Annotated in this window: 20 protein-coding genes; 11 read left to right on the top strand and 9 right to left on the bottom strand. The window is 58.5% G+C overall.

The window, feature by feature from the left end; translation table 11 throughout:
- Nucleotides 1-137: 137 nt before the first annotated feature.
- Nucleotides 138-809 (bottom strand): ComF family protein, encoded by a 672-nt coding sequence (locus M5M_RS09870; RefSeq protein ID WP_015047343.1) that lies wholly within the window; start codon nt 807-809, stop codon nt 138-140.
- A gap of 93 nt (nt 810-902) precedes the next feature.
- Between M5M_RS09870 and bioB the strand changes: the two genes are divergently transcribed.
- The 9 genes from bioB (at nt 903) to M5M_RS09825 (ending at nt 9,213) form a co-directional block, all read left to right on the top strand.
- A complete protein-coding gene (gene bioB, locus M5M_RS09865; RefSeq protein ID WP_015047342.1) occupies nt 903-1,961 on the top strand; it encodes a biotin synthase BioB in 1,059 nt (352 codons plus the stop codon).
- A complete protein-coding gene (gene bioF, locus M5M_RS09860) occupies nt 1,962-3,122 on the top strand; it encodes an 8-amino-7-oxononanoate synthase (RefSeq protein ID WP_015047341.1) in 1,161 nt (386 codons plus the stop codon).
- A complete protein-coding gene (locus M5M_RS09855; RefSeq protein ID WP_015047340.1) occupies nt 3,119-3,892 on the top strand; it encodes an alpha/beta fold hydrolase in 774 nt (257 codons plus the stop codon). Before bioF ends, M5M_RS09855 begins: the two co-directional genes overlap by 4 nt.
- Nucleotides 3,889-4,701, top strand: a complete 813-nt coding sequence (gene bioC / locus M5M_RS09850) for a malonyl-ACP O-methyltransferase BioC (RefSeq protein ID WP_015047339.1) — start codon at nt 3,889-3,891, stop codon at nt 4,699-4,701. The genes M5M_RS09855 and bioC overlap by 4 nt, the downstream gene beginning before the upstream one ends.
- Nucleotides 4,702-4,745: 44 nt before the next feature.
- Nucleotides 4,746-5,177, top strand: a complete 432-nt coding sequence (locus M5M_RS09845) for an arsenate reductase ArsC (RefSeq protein ID WP_015047338.1) — start codon at nt 4,746-4,748, stop codon at nt 5,175-5,177.
- A complete protein-coding gene (gene bioD / locus M5M_RS09840) occupies nt 5,178-5,861 on the top strand; it encodes a dethiobiotin synthase (protein WP_015047337.1) in 684 nt (227 codons plus the stop codon). It begins immediately after the preceding gene.
- A gap of 224 nt (nt 5,862-6,085) precedes the next feature.
- Nucleotides 6,086-6,388 carry a hypothetical protein gene (locus M5M_RS09835; RefSeq protein WP_015047336.1) on the top strand — a complete coding sequence of 101 codons (303 nt, stop codon included), beginning with the start codon at nt 6,086-6,088 and terminating at the stop codon, nt 6,386-6,388.
- A gap of 4 nt (nt 6,389-6,392) precedes the next feature.
- Nucleotides 6,393-7,214 carry a putative metalloprotease CJM1_0395 family protein gene (locus M5M_RS09830; RefSeq protein WP_015047335.1) on the top strand — a complete coding sequence of 274 codons (822 nt, stop codon included), beginning with the start codon at nt 6,393-6,395 and terminating at the stop codon, nt 7,212-7,214.
- 211 nt (nt 7,215-7,425) lie between these two features.
- Nucleotides 7,426-9,213: an acyl-CoA dehydrogenase C-terminal domain-containing protein gene (locus M5M_RS09825; RefSeq protein ID WP_015047334.1), complete on the top strand. Its 1,788-nt coding sequence runs from the start codon at nt 7,426-7,428 to the stop codon at nt 9,211-9,213.
- 108 nt (nt 9,214-9,321) lie between these two features.
- Here M5M_RS09825 and M5M_RS09820 read toward each other — a convergent pair whose 3' ends face one another.
- Both M5M_RS09820 and M5M_RS09815 read right to left on the bottom strand, forming a co-directional pair.
- Nucleotides 9,322-10,341 carry a hypothetical protein gene (locus M5M_RS09820; protein ID WP_015047333.1) on the bottom strand — a complete coding sequence of 340 codons (1,020 nt, stop codon included), beginning with the start codon at nt 10,339-10,341 and terminating at the stop codon, nt 9,322-9,324.
- 34 nt (nt 10,342-10,375) lie between these two features.
- Nucleotides 10,376-10,744, bottom strand: coding sequence for a VOC family protein (locus M5M_RS09815; RefSeq protein ID WP_015047332.1), 369 nt, complete (start codon nt 10,742-10,744; stop codon nt 10,376-10,378).
- Between the two features lie 101 nt (nt 10,745-10,845).
- Between M5M_RS09815 and M5M_RS09810 the strand changes: the two genes are divergently transcribed.
- Nucleotides 10,846-11,025: a DUF3094 family protein gene (locus M5M_RS09810; protein WP_015047331.1), complete on the top strand. Its 180-nt coding sequence runs from the start codon at nt 10,846-10,848 to the stop codon at nt 11,023-11,025.
- A gap of 37 nt (nt 11,026-11,062) precedes the next feature.
- Here the strand turns inward: M5M_RS09810 and M5M_RS09805 are convergent, their stop codons facing one another.
- Nucleotides 11,063-12,280, bottom strand: coding sequence for an EAL domain-containing response regulator (locus M5M_RS09805; protein ID WP_015047330.1), 1,218 nt, complete (start codon nt 12,278-12,280; stop codon nt 11,063-11,065).
- A 149-nt stretch (nt 12,281-12,429) separates the two neighbouring features.
- On the opposite strand from M5M_RS09805, the gene M5M_RS09800 reads away from it, so the two are divergent.
- Nucleotides 12,430-12,771, top strand: coding sequence for an Hpt domain-containing protein (locus tag M5M_RS09800; RefSeq protein ID WP_015047329.1), 342 nt, complete (start codon nt 12,430-12,432; stop codon nt 12,769-12,771).
- A gap of 99 nt (nt 12,772-12,870) precedes the next feature.
- Here M5M_RS09800 and M5M_RS09795 read toward each other — a convergent pair whose 3' ends face one another.
- The 5 genes from M5M_RS09795 to M5M_RS09775 form a co-directional block, all read right to left on the bottom strand.
- Nucleotides 12,871-13,320 (bottom strand): EVE domain-containing protein, encoded by a 450-nt coding sequence (locus M5M_RS09795; protein WP_015047328.1) that lies wholly within the window; start codon nt 13,318-13,320, stop codon nt 12,871-12,873.
- 7 nt (nt 13,321-13,327) lie between these two features.
- Entirely contained in the window at nt 13,328-13,768 is a 441-nt protein-coding gene (locus M5M_RS09790) for a thermonuclease family protein (RefSeq protein WP_016389333.1), read from the bottom strand.
- 42 nt (nt 13,769-13,810) lie between these two features.
- The gene (locus tag M5M_RS09785; RefSeq protein WP_015047327.1) at nt 13,811-14,899 is read right to left on the bottom strand and encodes a 5-(carboxyamino)imidazole ribonucleotide synthase; all 1,089 of its coding nucleotides are present in this window, start codon (nt 14,897-14,899) and stop codon (nt 13,811-13,813) included.
- The gene (purE, locus tag M5M_RS09780; protein WP_015047326.1) at nt 14,899-15,393 is read right to left on the bottom strand and encodes a 5-(carboxyamino)imidazole ribonucleotide mutase; all 495 of its coding nucleotides are present in this window, start codon (nt 15,391-15,393) and stop codon (nt 14,899-14,901) included. The genes M5M_RS09785 and purE overlap by 1 nt, the downstream gene beginning before the upstream one ends.
- Before the next feature lie 95 nt (nt 15,394-15,488).
- Nucleotides 15,489-16,262, bottom strand: coding sequence for a UDP-2,3-diacylglucosamine diphosphatase (locus M5M_RS09775; RefSeq protein ID WP_015047325.1), 774 nt, complete (start codon nt 16,260-16,262; stop codon nt 15,489-15,491).
- Nucleotides 16,263-16,397: the final 135 nt, after the last annotated feature.

Here is a 16,397-nt window from a genome sequence, read left to right as displayed (position 1 = left end):
CGCGGGCGGCGCATGCGCCGGCGATTGGACAAAATTGTCGCCCATGGAGGTTGAACCCGTCCAGCGAGGCGCCTGGCTTTTCCGGCCGCGCTGGTCATATGGGGTGGCATACTGGCCAAATGGGTGTGACTTATTGGTCATGGTGTGCGGGCCAATACCCACACATCCACCCTGGCGGCGCCTCGTTGACGTAGCAATTCAGCCAGTGTGTTGGCAGTGGCGCCGGTGGTTAAGACGTCGTCCACCAGCGACAGGTGCAGTCCGGTGGGGTTGCCATCGCACGCAAAGGTGCCGCGCAGGTTTCTGAGCCGTTCTTTGCGGTCGAGCCCTTGCTGTGCGTGACCACTGACCCGTTTGCTGAGTAAGGTCATATCGATCGGTATACCCAATGCCTTGCCAATATACCGGGCAAGTTGGTGGGTTTGGTGAAAGCCGCGACCTATCAGGCGACGAGAGTGAATCGGCACCGGTATCAGTGCTTGCGGCCAGTCATCCTGCTGATAATGAATCGCCAGTTGGTCTAGCAGTGCCCGGGCCATCAAGTGCAACGGGCGCTGGTCTGCCTGGTGTTTCCAGCGAGCAATCAACGCTGTCAGCGGGGCCCGGTACTCAAACGCGGCCAGTGCCCGGCTGAATGCCGGTGGATGCTGTTGGCAATCGGGGCAAAGGCCGGTTTGAGGTAATGGCAAGGCGCATTGCCAGCAGGCGTGTGGATTGGTTGGCAGATCGGCCGTGCAGGGTGCGCACAGCAGTCCGCTCGGGCTGGCGTCGTCACACAAAAGGCAGCGGCTGAGAGAGGCTGGTTTCATTAGTTAACCTAAAGTCCGTTTCAGGTTGACAGCGCTCCGGGGGCGCCAGACAATGCGCGGTCTGAATTATCCGTGAATCACAGAGTGTAACCCATGAGTGCCCAGGCCAACGTATCTATCCGCCACGACTGGACCCGCGACGAAGTGCAGGCCCTGTTCCAGCTGCCTTTTGCCGATCTGATGTACCAGGCTCAAACGGTGCATCGGGCCAACTTTGATCCGAATCAGGTGCAGGTGAGCACCCTGTGTTCCATCAAGACCGGCGCCTGCCCGGAAGACTGCGCCTACTGCCCGCAATCGGCCCGTTACGACACCGGCCTCGAGCGCGAAAAACTCATGAAAGTGGAAAAGGTGATTGAAGAGGCGCGCGCGGCCAAGGCCAGCGGTGCCACCCGCTTCTGCATGGGGGCGGCCTGGCGTTCACCCAAGGGCAAAGATATGCCCTATGTGACCGATATGGTCAAAGGCGTCAAGGCGCTGGGCCTGGAAACCTGCATGACCCTCGGCATGCTGAACGAAAACCAGGCGCAGGATCTGGCCGATGCCGGCCTCGACTACTACAACCACAACCTGGATACCTCGCCCGAGTTTTACGGTGACATCATCACCACCCGCACCTATCAGGACCGCCTGGAAACCCTGGCCAATGTGCGCAAGGCCGGCATGAAAGTCTGCTGTGGTGGCATTGTGGGCATGGGCGAAGAAGAATCCGACCGTGCCGGTCTGTTGATTCAGCTGGCCAACATGCCCGAGCATCCCGAATCGGTGCCGGTGAACATGCTGGTGAAAGTGCAGGGTACGCCCCTGGCCGAGCAGGCCGATCTGGACCCGTTTGATTTCATCCGCACCATTGCCGTGGCGCGTATCCTGATGCCAAAATCCCACGTGCGGCTCTCTGCCGGGCGTGAAGAAATGAACGAGCAGATGCAGGCGATGGCGTACCTCGCCGGCGCCAACTCGATTTTCTACGGCGAAAAACTACTCACCACGCCCAACCCTGAAGCCAGCAAAGACCGCATGTTGTTTAAGCGCCTGGGCATTCATCAGGAATCCTACGAAATTCATCAGGACGAAGCCGAACAGGAAGCGGAAATCTATCAGGCCCTGGAAGAGCGCCAGAACGATCCCTTCTTCTACAACGCGGCCAAGTAAATGAAACAACGACTCGCCGCCCGGCTCGCCGAGCGGCGGGCGCAGCACCTGTATCGTCGCCGGCGCGAAGTGCAGTCGGCGCAGCAGCCCGCACTTAATGTGGATGGCAAACCCCTATTGGGTTTTTGTTCCAACGATTATCTGGGTTTAGCCAATCACCCGAGATTAATAGAAGCCTTTACCCAGGCGGCCAGTCGTTACGGCGTAGGCAGTGGTGCGTCGCATTTGGTGTGCGGCCACAGCCATGAACATCACGCGCTGGAACAAGCGCTGGCCGATTACACCGGGCGCGAGCGCGCGCTGTTATTCTCCACGGGTTACATGGCCAACCTCGGCACCATTGCTGCCTTGGTGGAGTCTGGCGATACGGTGTTGCAGGATAAACTCAACCACGCCTCACTGCTGGACGGCGGCTTGGCCTCGGGCGCAAAATTTTCCCGCTACCTGCACAATGATGTGGCGCAGTTAGGGAAAAAACTGGCAGCGGCCAGTGGCGAAAAACTCGTGGTGACCGATGGCGTGTTCAGCATGGATGGCGATCTGGCACCGCTCGATCAGATTGCCGCCGTGTGCGCCCAACATAACGCTTGGTTGATGGTGGATGATGCCCACGGCTTTGGCGTGTTGGGAGAAACCGGCGCTGGCAGTGCCGAATACTTTGGCCTGAACAGTGAACAGTTGCCGGTTTACATGGCCACGCTCGGTAAAGCCATCGGCAGCTTCGGCGCCTTTGTGGCGGGCAGCGAAGCGTTGATTGAAAATCTGATTCAATTTGCCCGGCCCTACATCTACACCACCGCCTTGCCGCCGGCCGTGGCGGCCGCCAGCTGCGCGGCGTTAGCACTTGCGCGCAATGAGCCGGAACGGCGCCAACATCTGAATCAACTAATCGTCCGATTCCGAACAGGTGCCGCATCGCTCGACCTTGATCTGATGGATTCATTCACCGCCATCCAACCCATTCGCATTGGCGATGCCGACACTGCCTTGCGCTGGTCGCAGGCGCTCGAACAACAAGGTATCTGGGTCGGCGCAATCCGCCCGCCCACGGTGCCGGCCGGCAGCAGCCGATTGCGCATTACGCTCACCGCCGCGCACACAGCGCAGCAGGTGGATCAATTGCTGGATGCACTGGCACACGTGCAGCGGGCGTTGACGTGATTCAGTTACTGCATCGTGGCAGCAGTGATGCGCCCCTCTGGCTGGCCATTCACGGTTGGGGCTTTGATCACTGTTGTTGGCAGCCACTCGTTCAGTCATTGCAAGCACAGGGCGCAGATCTCAATTTATTTGTTGTGGACCTGCCGGGATTTGGTGCAGATCAGATTGCGCAGGCCAGCAACGCTGGAGCATGGATCGATACCGCACTGGGTTTTTTATCTGTCTGGATTGCACAACAGGGGCGGCCGGTGAACTTGCTGGGTTGGTCCTTGGGCGGTCAACTCGCGATCCGTTTGGCATTGCGGTCGGAACACGTTGACAGTGTGGTCTGTGTGGCAACTAACCCCCAATTTGTGCAACAAAAGAACTGGCCGTGTGCGATGGATGCGGCGGTTTACCGGCAATTTTGCGATGCGTTTTCGGCAAATCCCGAGATCACACTCAAGCGTTTTGCCGGACTGGTGGCAGAGGGTGCGGCGCTGAACCGCAAGGCCTTGATGTCGTTTTTGGCCCGGTCGCTTGACGCTGCGGATGCTGGTCATGCCTTATCTGCATTGAAGGAATTGGATGACCGCCACCGGTTGTCTGCCTTGTCGTCGGCTCATTGGTTGCTGGGCGCAAGGGACGGCCTGGTGCCAGTGGCATTGGCCGATACATTCCCGGCGTCCATTGCGGTTGAGGTTATCGAGGGCGCCGGGCACGCGCTGCCGTTCACACACCCCGACCGCATCGCGCGTGTCCTGCAAGCGCCAACGGAGGCTGCAGGATGATGAGCCCGGTGTGCGAGCGCAAAAAACAGGCGGTGGCCGACAGCTTCAGCCGCGCGGCTGACACTTACGATTCGGTGGCGCAATTGCAGCGTCAGGTGGGCGAAATCCTGCAGCAACATATTGCACAGGCAGGTCTCGGTAAACCGGCAAGACTGGTGGATCTTGGTTGTGGTACCGGCTATTTTACCGACCGTCTGGCGACCACTTATCCCGATGCACACATTTTCGGTCTCGATCTGGCCGGCGGCATGTTGGCGCATGCAAAAGCACACCGGCATCCGCGCCTGCAATGGCTGGGAGGCGATATGGAGCAACTGCCTTTTGCTGCCCATTCAGTGGATGCCATGTTCACCAGTCTGGCGTTGCAATGGTGTGAAGACCTGCCGGCGTTTTTCCGCGATGTGCACAGCATTCTTACGCCCGGCGGCTGGTTGGCGCTGTGTACCCTGGGGCCGTCCACGCTGCATGAGTTGCGCAGCAGTTGGGCGCAGGTGGACGACTATGTGCACGTGAATCAATTTGACAGTGCCGAACACCTGCGCCGTTGTGCGGCGGGTGCGGGCCTGGTGGAAGTTCAGTGGCGCACCGACACTGTGCAGTTGCACTATGCGCGCCTCGGCGAATTAACCCACGAACTGAAAGCGCTGGGTGCGCACAATGTGAATGAGGCGCGCGCACAAGGGCTCACGGCACCGTCAAAACTGCGCGCGCTGACGCAGGCTTACGAGCGCTTCCGGACACCGTCGGGCTTGCCGGCCAGTTATGAAGTCTATTGGTTGGTGCTGAAAAAAGCGGTGCCCGTGTTGTAACGTTTTCGTCGCGGGCACAATCCAACGGGAAAAGGAGTTTGCGTGTGAAAACCATATTATTTGTTTGCATTCATAATTCTGCCCGTAGCCAGATGGCAGAAGCTTTCACCCGTGCGTATGGATCGGAACGCTTTATCGCTTTCAGTGCCGGCATTGAACCGGGCAAACTGAACCCGATTGTGGTGCAGGCGATGGCCGAAAAAGGCATCGACATCAGCGGCCAACCCTGTCGCAGTGTTGAACAGCATTTAGCAGAGCAGGGCGCGCCGGATATTGTTGTCACCGTGTGTGATGAGGCCAGTGCCGAGCGTTGTCCCGCATTCAATGTACCGGTGCAGCGATTGCACTGGGGCTTTGCCGATCCATCGGCATTGGCCGGCAGTGATGCAGAAAAACTGGCGCGCACCCGCGTTATCCGCGATGAGATCAGCGCGCGCATTCAGGCATTTTGTACTGGTGATTTCAGGGCTGAGTAAATGACAAAGACTTTTTTTATTACCGGTACCGATACCGATGCCGGCAAAACATTGGTGGCCTCCGGGTTGCTGGCCGCGGCGAAAGCGAAGGGTTTGTCTACTGCCGCCGTTAAGCCAGTGGCGGCCGGTTGTGAATCCACCGCCGACGGTTTGCGCAACAGTGACGCGCTGGCCTTGCTGGCCCAGTGCACCCGTCCGCTCAGCTATGACCAGGTCAACCCCATTGCCTTAGCGCCCCCTATCGCGCCGCACATTGCCGCCCAAGAGGCCGGCCGGGTGTTGAATGTGGATCGGTTGGTGGGACTTTGTCGCGGTGTGATGGCCGAGCGCGCCGACCTGACGGTCATAGAAGGTGCAGGCGGTTGGCGCGTGCCCCTCAACCCCAGCCACACCCTGGCGGATCTGGCCAAGGCGCTCAACGCACCGGTGATTCTGGTGGTGGGTATGAAGCTCGGCTGTATCAGCCACGCACTGTTAACCTTTGAGGCCATTGTGCGCGATGGCTTGCCGGTAGCGGGCTGGGTTGCCAGTTGTATAGATCCCCATATGCAGGTGCTGGAGCAAAACATTCACAGCCTGCAAAGCCGGTTACCGGTGCCCTTGTTGGGCGTGATACCTCATCTCGTCAACGCGTCGGCAGAACAGGCCGCAACGCACCTCTCATTGGACAAGTTAGGGTTATAAAAAGCGCTTATCCTGCGCCAAAAAAGTCTTAAAGACGGCAAGGAATTGCCGCTTTTGTCTGTTTTCTGAACAGCCGTTTGGTAAAATCATCGGTAACTATGTCTTAGTCCGTCCGCGATGTACGGCTGGCTGAGAGGGTATGCAGGGCGGTGCATCCGGTTGGCGGCCCACTGCGTAAACCAAGCGCGTGTTATCCACGCGCCCAACAGGGTAAGGAGAACGGCATGCAGGTGAATGGTGCCAGCGCTTCGGCCTCTTCGGTATTGAACGAGGGGCTCCGGGGCCTGCAAAACGCACAGAAAGAAATTCTGCGTTCGGCGGAGGATATTGCCAACGCCAATGTCCGGCCGGCACAAGGTGCCGAGGCGGCCGGCGAACTCGCGCCCGAGCAGCAGGTTAACGAATCGCAGGATATTACCGAGCCCCTGATTAACCTGCGCCGGCAGGAACAACTGTTCAATGCCAGTGCGCAAATCGTCAAAACGGCCGATGAAACCCTCGGCAGTCTGCTGGATGTGAAGGCCTGAGGCCATGAGCGTTAATTTCCCCGCCAGTTTTGCCAACCAGGTGGCGCCGTTTAACCCGCTGGGTCGTCAGCCGGTGGGTGAAGAGGGCGTGGATAAGCGGGAAACCAGCTTCAAAGCCGTGACCGAAACAGAAGAAACGGCTGCAGGTCAGAATCGAACCGATCGGGATGATCGCAACCGGGATCAGGCTCTGTCGGCCCGTCTTTCAGGGGCCGGCGGCAATCTGGCCTCGCCCGCCGAAGCGGAACAAAGCCCTTACGAGCGCGATCAGGCGTTGCGGGAGCAGCGGGAAATCGAGCAGCTGGCAGCGCGCGACCGGGAAGTACGAGCCCATGAGCGGGCGCATGCCAGTGTGGGTGGCCAGCATACGGGTGCCCCCAGTTTTAATTACGTTCGCGGTCCTGATGGCGTTTCCTACGCCGTGTCGGGTGAAGTATCTGTAAGCCTGTCTTCCGTGCCGGGTAACCCAGAGGCGACCTTGCGCAAGGCGGAGCAAATCCAGCAAGCGGCGCTGGCGCCGGCCGATCCTTCTCCCCAGGACCGTCAGGTCGCAGCGCAAGCGGCGCGCATGGCTGAGCAGGCGCGGGTGGAAATTCGTGTTGAACAGCAGGAAATGCAGCGCGAAGACGCAGCGGAGAAAGAGGCGGCCCGTGAGGCCCGCGCCGAAGAAGAGCGCAGGCGGGACGCCGAGCGCGCCGAGCGTGAAGAAGCCCAGCGTCTGGCGGAAGAAGGGCGCCGCGCCATCGATCTGAACCGTCGCCTGCTGGATATCGGTATTTCCGACGCCACTACCAGCCCAGGCAGTCTGCTGGACCAGACCATCTGAGGCGCGCCTGCCTTCGCTGCCTGAATCCCCGATATTTACCAAATCCCCTTGTGACAGCTTGACCTTGAGCCCTGCTCGCATTATCTTTCAAACGTTTGTTTTAAACTGTTGGTGGCTAGTGCCCGTATACAGTGACGCTGTTCCGATGCGCCGATAGCAGGCGGTCGGAATGCTAGGCTTACACCATCGCCCACCGAATCCGGAGATAACTATGGCTGATTATCAGGCTCCCCTGCGCGACATGCGTTTTGTGTTGAACGAAGTATTCAAAGTCAACGAGCTGTGGGCATCGTTGCCGCGTCTGGCGGAAACGGTGGATGCCGATACGGCCGATGCCATTCTGGAAGAAGCCGGTAAGATCGCCAGTGCCACCCTGGCACCGCTGAACCGCGAGGCCGATGAGCAGGGTTGCGACTGGAACGAGGGTGAAGTCACCACGCCGCACGGGTTTAAAGAGGTCTATCAGTTATTGTCCGAAGGCGGCTGGATGGGACTGGGTGGCAACCCCGAATACGGCGGCATGGGCATGCCCAAAGTGCTGGTGGCCCAGTTTGAAGAAATGATCCAGGGGGCTTGTATGTCCTTTGGCTTATCGCCGATGCTCAATGCCGGTGCCTGCGTGTCCATTGACTACCACGCCAGCGAAGCGCTCAAGCAGAAATACCTGCCCAATATGTATGCCGGCACCTGGGCTGGTGCCATGGACCTGACCGAGCCGCATGCGGGCACGGACCTGGGCATTATCCGCACCAAGGCCGAGCCCAATGCGGACGGCTCCTACAACATTACCGGCACCAAGATCTTTATCACCTGGGGCGAGCACGACATGGCGGAGAATATAATCCACCTGGTGCTGGCCAAGCTGCCGGATGCACCGGCTGGGCCCAAAGGCATATCGCTGTTTCTGGTACCGAAAGTGCTGGTGAATGACGACGGCTCTCTGGGCGAGCGCAACCATGTGGCTTGCGGTTCCATTGAAAAGAAAATGGGCATTAAAGCCTCGGCCACCTGCGTGATGAATTTTGATGGCGCCAAAGGCTGGCTGGTGGGCGAGCTGAATCAGGGGTTGGCCTGTATGTTCACCATGATGAACTACGAGCGCGTGGGCGTTGGCATTCAGGGGCTGGGTGCGGCCGAAGCGTCGTACCAGAGTGCCGTGGAATACGCCCGCGAACGCATCCAGAGTCGGTCGCCGGCGGGTGCACAAAACCCGGACAAAGCCGCTGACCCGATTATCGTGCACCCGGACGTGCGTCGGATGCTGATGATTCAGCGCGCCTACAATGAAGCTGGTCGCGCTTTCTCCACCTATGCCGCTCTGTGGCTGGATATCAGTAAGTACTCCGACGAGCCGGAACAAAAAGCCCTGGCGGAAAACATGGTGGCGTTGCTGACCCCGGTGGTGAAAGCGTTCATTACCGATAAGAGTCTCGAATCTGCAATCCACGGTCAGCAGGTGTTTGGTGGCCACGGGTTTATCCGCGAGTGGGGCCAGGAGCAGCTGGTGCGCGATATCCGTATCACGCAAATTTACGAGGGCACCAATGGTATCCAGGCAATGGATCTCATGGGCCGGAAAACCGTCATGAACGGCGGCGAATTTGTGCAGCAATACCTGAATGAAATCCGTGCCTTTGCCGATAGCGCCAAAGGGACTGCGGCGGAGCAATTCGTTGCGCCACTGATGCAGGAAGTGTCGAATCTGCAGGATGTGACCGAGGCGGTGATTGCGCGCGCCAAAGGCGGTGACAGGTTCGCGGTGGGCGCTGCCGCAGTAGACTATCTGCATTTGTTCGGCTACGTGAGCTACGCCTACATGTGGGCCAAAATGGTGGCCGTTGCCGGCGACAAACTGGCAGAAGATCAGAGTTTCTATCAGGCCAAGATCGACACGGCGAAATTTTTCTACAGCCGTTTGCTGCCGCAAACCCGCGCCTTATCGGCGCAGATTCTGGCCGGCGGCGATTCCTTGATGGCGCTGGACGCAGCCCAGTTCTGAGGGGCTTCAGCCCGCTGATTAAAAAGGCGCCTCGGCGCCTTTTTTTATGGTTGTATTAGGGCGTCGTGCGCGCCGCTGGTCGACGCCAACCGCAGGCGACCGCTTTGGTCAGTGGTGGCGGTTTAATGCCTGAAGCGAGGCGGGCAATCGCTGCGCAATACTCGCGGCGATGGCGCTTTCATGTTTTTGCCACCAGATGCCAAAAAACACAATGCCGAATCCAATTGCGGTCAACGCGATCGGAAACAGCCAGCTGTCAGGAAAGATTTTTTCGGCCAGGTGGCCGAGGTAGAGGCAGCTGCCCAGTGCGCCGAACACCACAAACACCTTGCGCGCGAGCAATGCACCCAGGCCGATCATGGCAATATTGATGCAAAAATACAGGAACTTGTTCAGTTCACTGTCCGAGTGCTGAAACGTAAGTCCGGACCAAAAGCAGATCACGCCAACCAAATACAGCCAGAACGGAAAATCCCTGGTGGAGTGGGTGCGGATATCGACCCAAAAAGCCAGCAATAAGGTGATTATCCCGAATACCATGGTCAGTTGGCGCCGGAATTGCCAGTCGTGCGCATCCTGCATGAGCATGGCCGCCAGATCCATGGACAGGTACCAAAGGGTAAAGGCAACGGGCATGAGCAGGAATGGGTAACGATAGCGCCAGATCAACAAGGCGCCGGCAAGCAATGTGGCAAGCTCGAGGTAAATCCAGTGCCATCGGATGTAGCGGTGGTATTCCCGGTAGGCAGATTCATCGGGCCAGATTCCCAGCCACTGCTGGGTCCCGTAGGTTGCCAGCGGTGCCAAGGCCAGCACAAAGGTGATGGCAATGCCCGCCGGAATGCGCAGGTTTTTGTGTTCAAAAAAATGGGTCAGTGCAATGCCCATTGTCCCGTAGAGGGCGCACAAGAGTACGATGCCCAGCCCGCCAAAATTTTCCCAGCCCAGGTTCATGAACAGGGTCATGGCGCCGATGGCGATCAGACCGCCGAAGTAGTACAGGATGTGGGTAAAGAAAAACTGCGGTTCTGAATGATCGGTCAGGAACTGATACAGAGCGGTGGCCTGTTCGGCGCTTATAATTTTTGCGTCTGCGGCTTTCAGCAAGCTGGATTCGGTGATGCGCATATCAGTTCCTTCTGGGCGTCATGTGGATCGGTTTTCAGGCCTTCCAGCGCAATTGAAAGGGATTGCCTTCCGGATCGAGTGCGTTGCCGAGGGTAAAGCCCGGACCGTGCCAGGTGCCATGCAGCAGCTGTCCGCCATGGCGGGCAATGCTGATCTTGCAGGCATCGATGTCGTCGGTGGTGAAAAAAAGCTTGAGCGTATTTTTGCGCGCGGCTCGCTGATCGCCCCGACTGACGAAGTCGGGGAACTGGTGGATGATCAGCTGCCAGCCATCTTTGTGCAAAATATGCCGTTCAGTGGTGGCGTGCAACAATGTGAAACCAAAGGTCTGGCAATAAAATTCTGCCAGCTTTTTGGTGTTGCTTGCGTACAGCAGCGCGCCGAATTCTGCGGGGCCTTGCATCGGATCTCCTGGGGGCTTTACCTGCTTCAGCGATTTGTGTAACAGTGACTGGCTGAACAGGGCTGAAATTCAGGCTCAAGTATACTGATTGGAAATTCCCTATGTCATCTCAATTAACACCAGAAGATCAAGCGCGAGTGGATTCAGTGGTTAATTCCGGTGGTCATGAGGTCGCGCGCAGGCCTTTCCGGCCGGGTGTGTTGTTACTGTTGATCATGGTGGTGTTGATGGGCTTATCGGGCCTGAGCTACTACATCGCCTGGTCGCATGGTGTGGTGTAACCGTTTTTGCACTTAGGTGCGATTGTAATAGTCTGAATCACGTGGCTGGCGTTCGGTGCTTTTTACTGTATTCGCGCACCCAAGGAATAAAATCCGCCGCCGGCATGGGCTTGGCAATAAAATAGCCTTGCACGATGTCGCACCCGAGTTTAGCCACCAGATCCCAGTCTGCCTGATCTTCTACGCCTTCCGCGACGCAGTGAATATTCAATCGTTTTGCCAGTGAAATGCTCGACTCCAATATGGCCTGACTGGCTTTGTTATCGGCGGCGTTGTGGACAAACGAACGGTCGATTTTAAGCTCGGTAAAAGGAATCAGTTTCAGTTGTTCCAGCGACGAAAAGCCGGTGCCGAAGTCATCGATAGAAAGCCCGAAACCTTTCAGCCTGAGGCGGGTGAGAATGTCGAGTGTGGCCGAAGAGTCTTTGGGCAGCGCGCTTTCTGTGACCTCGATATTGAGATGGTCTGGTCGCAGGGCTGAATTGCGGATAGTGCTGTCCAGTACTTCGGGCATTTCCAGGTGGCAGAGCCCGGCCGAGGAGAAGTTCACCGACAAGGTGATATCAAACCCCATTTTGTTCCAGTCGCTGATTTGCTTCACCGCTTTTTTCAGGATGCTGTCGGTCAGCTTCTGAATCATGCCGTATTTTTCCGCGATGCCGATGAAAATGCCGGGCGGAATGAACCCTTTTTCTTCGTGGTGCCAACGCGCCAGCGCTTCCACGCCCACCAGTTGACCGGTGCTCACGTCCACCTGGGGCTGGAACCAGACATCCAGTTGATCTGCCATGATGGCGGCCTGTAATTCGTCGGCAAAGACCATGGTGGCAGGCCCCTGGGGAGAGGGCGCGATATCGCGTTTGTAGTCGGACAGGAATTTTGCCAGCAGGTCTTTGTTCACAGGCTTGGAGATACTGCCGAGTACCCGCAACTTGTATTGCTGGCCCAGATTCTGGACCGACTCCAGCAGGCGGGGGTCTTCACCCGAAACCAGGATGACACCCAGATTCACGCCCAATGCGCCTAGGTGGCGGAGCAGCTGGATGCCGTCCATTTGGGGCATGTTCAGGTCGCTGATGACCACGTCGATATTGTTATTCCGGTTGGCGATCAGCTTGAGCGCGTCCTGAGCGTTGTCGGCCTGGTAGACCTGCTCGGGCCCCAATTGCTTGATGATGATGGACAGCGTTTTCAGCATGAAACTGTCGTCATCCACGACCAGGCAGGAGATGTTCTTCAGGTTTTCGGCAGTCATATGCCTCAGCTTTACAGCACATTTGTGGTAGAAACCAGTATGGACGGGAAACCGGCGTCCCGCCATTCGCCCGGTGGAAATTCTGGCACCGGCGTCATTTCATGCTAATCTGGGGCCTTCGTATCCACTGTGCACCGGAAAACAGAACCATGACCAGCAGTAGTCAGCCCGTAGATTTGGCGACATTACAAGCGCTATTTGGCGATGATCATGGGTTAAGGCTGAGTATCCTGGACGAGTTTTGCGCCACCACCGAGCTCTATTTGTCGGAGTTCGAGGCGGCGTCAACAATCACAGCGGTCGGCGCGGTGGCGCACAAGCTGAAATCGTCGGCACGCACTGTGGGCGCTAACGATCTGGCCGATATCTGCGCCGGCCTGGAAGCGGCTGCCAAATCGGGGCAGCAAAGTGTGGTGGATCAGCTGGTGCCGCGTCTGGCGCCCGAGATCAAGAAAGTCTCAGCGTTTGTGGCCTCGCTGCCACGCACTTAAACCCCTGTTATCCTTGCCGGTGGGGGATTGCCGGCGCCGCGGCCATGGGGTGACGATAACGACCCGGCCTCAGCCCTTTCGAACAGGCTTTCGCATTCCTCAGCTCAACAGATAGCGCCATTCAGCGTCAGTGACCGGCTGGACCGACAGGCGCCCCTGTTTCACCAGCACCATATCGCTCAACGCCGGGTCCTGCTTGATGCTGGCAAGGCTGATGGTCGTGGGCAGGGCCTGTTCAAAAGCGATGTCCACGCAGTACCAGCGCGGCGAATCGGGCGTGGCTTTCGGATCAAAATAGGGGCTTTGCGGGTCAAACTGGGCCGGGTCCGGGTAGCTGTCACCCAGGGTGCGCGCCGTGCCCACTATCCCTACCTGTTTGCACTGGCTGTGATAGATCAGCACGCCATCGCCCTTGCGCACCTGGTCGCGCAAAAAGTTGCGCGCCTGATAGTTGCGAATGCCGTCCCAGCGTATGCCCTTTTTCCCGGCCGCACGGATGTCATCCAGGCTGATGTCGTCGGGTTCGGTTTTGAATAGCCAGTAGCGCATGGGTTCCTCAGCGGGCGCACCAATCAACTTTGGTTTTACCGGCATAGGGTACCGCAAAACCTTGCTGCATGAGCATGACGCCAAGATTTTCGCCATCCACGTAGACGTCGGACAGCAACCGGAAGTATTTGTCGCGCTGCAGGTTTTGCAGTCTGATCTGGCGGGCGTTGCGCAGTGCAGCAACGGTAAATTGTTTGGCTTCGCGGGCGCGTTGTTTTTCGTAGTCGCAACGCCCGCGCATTTCGGGCGTATCGATGCCGGCAATGCGCACACTGATGCGCTCGCCCGCCACCGAGGGCCAGTCTTTGATGTTAACCGTAAAGGTGTCGCCGTCGTAGATGCTCACCACTTCGGTGACAGAGACATCCCCGTAAGTTCGGGTTTTGGCGTGTAAATGGGGTGTGCTGAAGGTTGCCAGCAGGCAGATAACGAGAGGAAAAAGACGCATATAACCTCAATTCTATGCGTCCCTGCAGCATGTAATTCCTGATTAAGTCTTGGCTCCGGGCAGCTGGTTGGCGGCCGTAATCGCCGATTCGCGCTCGGCTTCTGTGTTGGCGCGAATACCGATGTGCGCCACCTTGCGGCCCGGGCGGGGATCTTTACCGTAGAAATGCGCGTGGCAATGCGCAATGGCGAGGATCTGATCTGCGCTGGGCAGATCACCGATCAGATTCACCATGGCACCGAAGCCCACCGGATCAGTGCTGCCCAATGGCAGGTTGGCCACGGCGCGGACGTGGTTTTCAAACTGGCTGCATTCGGCGCCTTCAATGGTCCAGTGGCCGGAGTTGTGTACCCGGGGCGCAAACTCATTGGCCAGCAGCTGGTCGCCACGCTGGAAATATTCAACCGCAATCACGCCCACGTAATTCAGGTGCTCCATCAATTTGGCGGTGTAGTCTTGCGCCAAGGGTGTGATGGGGTCGCCGGCACGGGCGCGGGCAACGCGCAGAATGCCGCCGGCGTGGTCGTTTTCAGACACGGGGTAAAAGCGGATGTCGCCGTTGAGGTTGCGCGCCGCAATCATCGATACTTCGCGATCAAACTGGATAAAGCCCTCGAGTATTGCGGGTACCTCGCCAATGCTTTGCCAGGCCTCGGCCAATTGATCGGCAGTTTTGATGACGGCCTGCCCCTTGCCGTCGTAGCCCTGGGTGCGGGTTTTCAGCACGGCCGGCAAGCCGATGCTGGCCACCGCGGCTTCCAGTTCGGCCAACGAGCTCACCGGTGCGAAGGGTGGCGTTTCAATGCCGAGCTGGTTGAACAGGGTCTTTTCGTTCAGTCGATCCTGCGCCACTTCCAGTACATCCGCAGCGGGGTAAACGGGCACCTTCTGGGCCAGGTAGCGGGCCGACGCCTGGGGTACGTTTTCGAATTCGTAGGTCACCACATCCACCTGTGCCGCCAAGGCGTCCAGGGCTGCGGTGTCGTCGTATTGGCCCTGCACCAGGTCGGCGCACTCGGTAGCGCCGGCGTCGGCGGACGGATCCAGTACCACAAACCGGGCACCCAGCGGGATGCCGGCGAGGGCAATCATGCGGGCCAGCTGGCCGCCACCGAGAATGCCGATCTTCATCAGCCCAGCTCCCGTGGGTCTGGCTTGGACAGCACGGTTTCGGTTTGCTTTTCGCGGAAATCCACCACCGCCTGACGGTATTCGGAATACTTGTTGCCGAGAATGGAGGCACCCAACAGGGCGGCGTTGATGGCGCCGGCTTTGCCGATGGCCAGTGTGCCCACCGGAATGCCGCCGGGCATCTGGACAATGGATAGCAGGGAATCCATGCCGTTCAGGGCTTTGGACTGAACCGGTACGCCCAGTACAGGCAGGGGCGTTTTGGCGGCTACCATACCGGGCAGGTGCGCCGCGCCACCGGCGCCGGCAATAATCACCTCGATACCGCGGGCTTCCGCCTCTTCAGCGTACTGAAACAGCTTGTCGGGCGTGCGGTGTGCAGACACCACCTCAACCTCGTGGGGGACCCCGAGCTTGTCCAAGGTTTCAGCGGCGTGGCTCATGGTGTCCCAGTCGGACGTGGACCCCATAATGATACCGATCAGCGGCTTCATACTAACTCCCCAATTTCCTGACGTTCTGAGTGTGCGGGAAAAAGGGACGCATTGTACCTGTGCTTGCGCAGGTTGGCACCTGTTTTATGCGCTGTTCACGCGGCGTGTAATGCGCGGTCCCGGTGGGGCTCAGTCAGTAGCGTAGGCAGGTCCAACAGCTGTAGCTTGCCGTCGGGATGCTCCGCCAGCAATGTGCAGCTTTCCACCCAGTCGCCGCAATTGCCGTAGAGCTGGCCATCGATGTGCTCAAGCGCGGGGTGGTGTATGTGGCCGCAGATCACGCCTTCAAAGCCCCGGCTGCGGGCGTGGCCCGTGGCGAGTCGCGCGTAGGTGGCAAGCAGACGGCGGGCAACACCGATACGGGCTTTGATAAAGCCCGCCAGCGACCAGTAGGGTAGGCCGCGCCAGCGACTGATGCGGCCATTAAACCGGTTGATCAACAGCAGCAGATCGTAGGCCCTGTCGCCCAGCCAGTACAGCCAGGGCGCGCAGTGCATGGCCTGATCGAAACAATCGCCATGAATCAGCAGTAGCCGCTCGCCACGGGCGGTGCGGTGATGACTTTCGCGCACCACTTCTACCTGATCGGGAAAGACGCCGGTGTAGTGACGAAGCGGGGCATCGTGGTTGCCCGGAATGTAAGTGATGCGCACGCCCTCGCAGGCCAGTTGCCGGAGTTTGTCCAGCACCGCTGAATGGGCCGCGGGCCAGGCGCTGCCGCGGGACAGCGCCCACATGTCGATCACGTCCCCCAGCAGGTAAATGTGCCGGGTGCGGATCTGTTCCAGGCACTGGAGCAGCAGGTCTGCCTTGCAGTCGCGTGTGCCCAAATGCAGGTCGGATAAAAATACGGTGCGGAAATGATGCATCGGGCCGGTTCCCCGTTCTGATGGCGCCACTGTGCCCGGGTTTTATGACAGCGGTGTCTCAAACCTGTGACGATTTCGTGTAGAGGTTTGAGAATGGCCAATGACTGTGGCACATTGGCCAGACAATAAAAAACC

Origin of the sequence: Simiduia agarivorans SA1 = DSM 21679 (genome assembly GCF_000305785.2) — a bacterium.
GTDB classification, from domain to species: Bacteria; Pseudomonadota; Gammaproteobacteria; order Pseudomonadales; family Cellvibrionaceae; genus Simiduia; species Simiduia agarivorans.
Note: the sequence above shows the minus strand (reverse complement) of the source record. Positions and strands in the feature narration are given on the sequence as shown.